Source organism: Quadrisphaera sp. DVD1 (assembly GCF_058932755.1).
The window spans coordinates 1-3584 of the sequence record NZ_JBZYWI010000212.1 but is presented as its reverse complement, the minus strand read 5'-3'; the positions used below and the strand labels follow the sequence as shown (position 1 = coordinate 3584).

The following is a 3584-nucleotide window of genomic DNA, read 5'->3' as shown; positions in this document are numbered from 1 at the left end:
CCGAGGAGGTCGACCACCTCGGTGAGGAACCGCGAGGGCCGGCGCGGCTTCTTGCCCGCGCCCCACCACGCGCCGGACAGCAGCAGCAGGCTGCGGGCGCGGGTGAACGCCACGTAGGCCAGGCGCCGCTCCTCGGCGAGCTCGTGCGCGCCGCAGGCCTCGCGGAAGGCACGGCGCAGCAGCTCGGCCTCGCGGTGGTCGGCCGCGCCGGCCCAGCCCAGGGACGGCAGGGCCGCCACGTCGCCGCGCAGCTCGTAGGGCAGCGAGCCCAGGCCGGACAACCAGCCCGACGACGTCTCCCCGCAGGAGGGGAAGCTGCCCTCGACCAGCCCGGGCACCGCCACGACGTCCCACTCGAGGCCCTTGGCGGCGTGCACCGTGAGCAGCTGCACCGCCGTCCGGCTCGGCTCGACGCCGGGGCCCTCGCCCGGTGCCTCGGCCGGGCCCTCACCGCCCTCGTCGCCCGGGGCGAGGCCCCGCTCGCGGTGCTCGGCGGTGGCGAGCCAGGCGAGGAACCCGCCGAGGGAGGGCCGGTCGGCGCCCTCGGCGAAGGAGGCCGCGACCTCGGCGAAGGCGTCGAGGTGGGTGCGCGCCTCGGCCGGGCTGGTGGCGGGCGAGGACGCCAGCTCGACGTCGAGGAGCAGGGCGCGCTCGACCTCGGCGACGAGCTCGGGCAGGGGCAGGCCCGCCGCGGCGCGCAGGCGCCGCAGCAGCTGCGCCACCTGCACCAGCCGCTCGCGCCCGGCCGGCGACAGGCCGCGCCCGGACGGGCCGGTCCACTCCGGGCGGGGGAGGTCGTCGAGGGCGTCGACGACGCTGGCCGCGTCGACCAGCTCGCGCGCGGCCTCGGCGGCCGCGTCGGCGTCGGGGACGCCGTCCCGGCCCGTCTCGGCGTCCCCGCCCGCCGCCCGGGGGCGCGGCCGGCGGGCGGCGGCGGCCTCGGCCAGGGCCTGGAGGTCGCGGGGGCCGATCCGCCAGCGGGCGCCGGTGAGCAGCCGCAGCAGCGCGTCGCCGCGGCCCGGGTCGTGCACCACCGACAGCGCGGCGACGAGGTCCACGACCTCCGGGCGCGACAGCAGCCCGCCGAGGCCGACGACCTCCACCGGCAGGCCGCGCGCGCGCAGGGCCTGCTCGAGCGCCTCGAACTGCGAGCGCTTGCGGCACAGCACCGCCATCGTGCGGTGCACGGGGGCGGCCGGCCCGGGGCCCGGCGCCGCTCCCGCGGTGGCCTCGTCGGCGTGCCAGCAGGCGGCGAGGGCGTCGGCCACGCGCTCGGCCTCCTCGGCCGCGGTCTGCGCCCAGGTGGTCCGCACCTGGCCGGTGCCGGCGCCGGGGCGGGCCGCGAGCGCCGGCACGTCGAGCCGGGACAGCGCCCGCAGCGGGGCGGCGCTGCGGTTCGCGACGTCCAGCACGGCGACGTCGTTGCGCCAGCTCGTGGACAGGGCCGCGACCGGGGCGGGGGTGCCGTCGGCGGCGGGGAAGCGGGAGGGGAACTCCTCCAGGCCGCCCGCGCTGGCCCCGCGCCAGCCGTAGATGGACTGGTGGGGGTCGCCCACGGCGGTGACCGGGTGCCCGCCGCCGAAGAGGTGGCGCAGGAGCTCGAGCTGGGCGTGGGAGGTGTCCTGGTACTCGTCGAGCAGGACGACGCCGAAGCGGGCGCGCTCGAGGGCCCCGACGGCCGGCACCTGCGCGGCCACCCGCGCCGCGATCGCCACCTGGTCGCCGTGGTCGAGCACCTCGGCCTCGCGCTTGCGCTCGCGGTAGCGGCGCAGCAGGGGGATCACCTGGCGGCGGGCGTCGAGGTCGGCGAGGGCCTTGCGCACGTCGGCGTACTCCTTGCCCGGCAGGGCCCGCACGCGCTGGACGAGCGCCGCCAGGTGCGCGTCGAGGTCGTCGGGGTCGACGAGGTGCTCGGCGCACTCCCCCGCCAGGGACAGCACCGCCTCGACCACGGTCGACGGCGAGCTGTCGACCTCGCCGAGGTCGTCCCAGCCCTCCACGACCTCGGCGGCGAGCTGGTAGGCCGCCGCCTCGCCGACGAGCCGGGCGCGCGGCTCCACGCCCAGGCGCAGGCCGTGGTCGGCGACCACCGAGGCGGCGTAGGAGTGGTAGGTCGAGACCGTGGGCTCCCCCGCGCCGTCACCGGCGTCGAGGGCCCCGCCGCCAGCCCCGTCGAGGGGCAGCAGCCCGGAGCGGCGCAGGGCGGCCAGGCGCACCCGCACCCGCTCGGCCAGCTCGCCAGCGGCCTTGCGGGTGAAGGTCAGCCCGAGCACGCCCTCGGGCGCGACCAGCCCGTTGGCGACGAGCCAGACGACGCGCGCGGCCATCGTCTCGGTCTTGCCCGAGCCCGCACCGGCGACCACGAGCAGCGGTGACAGGGGCGCCTCGATGACGGCGGTCTGCTCCGGCGTGGGCCGGTGCTGGCCGAGCGCGGCAGCGATGTCGGCGGCGCTGAGCAGCCCGGTGGTGCCGGCGGCGCCCGCCCCGGGCGCGCTCACGCGCCCACCTGCCGGCCCTCGGGGCGCAGCGGGCAGCTCGTGCGCACCGGGCAGCGCGAGCACAGGTCGTTCTCGACGGCGTCGAAGGCCGAGGCGGCCATGCCCTCGGCGGTCTCCTCCAGCAGCCGGTGCGCCCAGGCGGGGTCGGCGGCGTCGGCCAGCGCCGGCTGCACCTGCTCCCCCGGCGACTTCGTGGCGCCGCCGAGCTGGACCAGCGCGGCGCCGCCGCTGCTGGCCGGGTGCTGGACGTGCTCCTCGAGGCCACCGGCCTCGACGACCACCTGGTAGAGGCCGAGCTGGGCGTGCGTGGGCACCTCGTCGGCGGCGGGGCGGCGGTTGCCGGTCTTGAGGTCGACCACGCGCAGCCCGTCGCCGTCGCGCTCGACGCGGTCGAGGCGCCCGCGCACCAGCGCCCGGCCCACCTGGACCTCGACCTCGGCCTCCACGGCCACCAGGTCGCGCCCCGCGGCGCGGGCGGAGGCGACGTAGGTGGCCAGCTTGGCCACGAGCCTGCGGGCGGTGCGGTGCTCGCGCTGCCCGATCCAGGTGTCGGGCAGCCCGAGGGAGGGCCAGCGCTCCTCGAGCGCCGCCGCCATCTCCTCGGGGCTGCCCTTGGGCATGAGCTGGGCGATCTCGTGCACGAGCACGCCGACGCCCTGGCTGACCGACTCCGCCGGCCGCCCGCCGCTGCCCTCCAGCAGCCAGCGCAGGGAGCAGCGCGAGAACGACTCCACGGCCGAGGGCGAGACCCGCACGGGCTCTTCGGGCTCGCGCAGCGGCCCGTCGTCGGACAGCGGCAGGAGGCCGTACCAGTCCTGCGGGGACGCCCCGGGCACCCCGCGCTCCGCGAGGCGGGCGAGGGCCGCCGCGGCGGCGGCGCGGCGGGCGTCGTCCACGACCTCGCCGGTGGCGTCGCGCGCCCCGAGCGGGGTGAGCAGCACCGAGCGCAGCTCGCCCACCAGCGCGGGCAGGCTCATCGCGCGCGGCACGGAGGTGAACGGGTGCTCGAGGTCGCTGGGCGGGTCGACGAGGTCGAGGAAGGCGGAGGGGCGCTCGTCCTCGCTGCGCACCGCCGTGGCCACCAGC

General features: G+C 79.1%; 2 protein-coding genes. Both read right to left on the bottom strand.

Annotated features, from left to right (window positions below; translation table 11 throughout):
• Positions 1–2498, bottom strand: a 2498-nt coding sequence (locus AC5FZL_RS15925; protein WP_493619860.1) for an ATP-dependent helicase, incomplete at its 3' end; no start/stop codon positions are given.
• Positions 2495–3584: RecB family exonuclease (locus AC5FZL_RS15920; protein WP_493619859.1), on the bottom strand; the 1090-nt coding region annotated here is incomplete at its 5' end. The genes AC5FZL_RS15925 and AC5FZL_RS15920, both read right to left, overlap by 4 nt.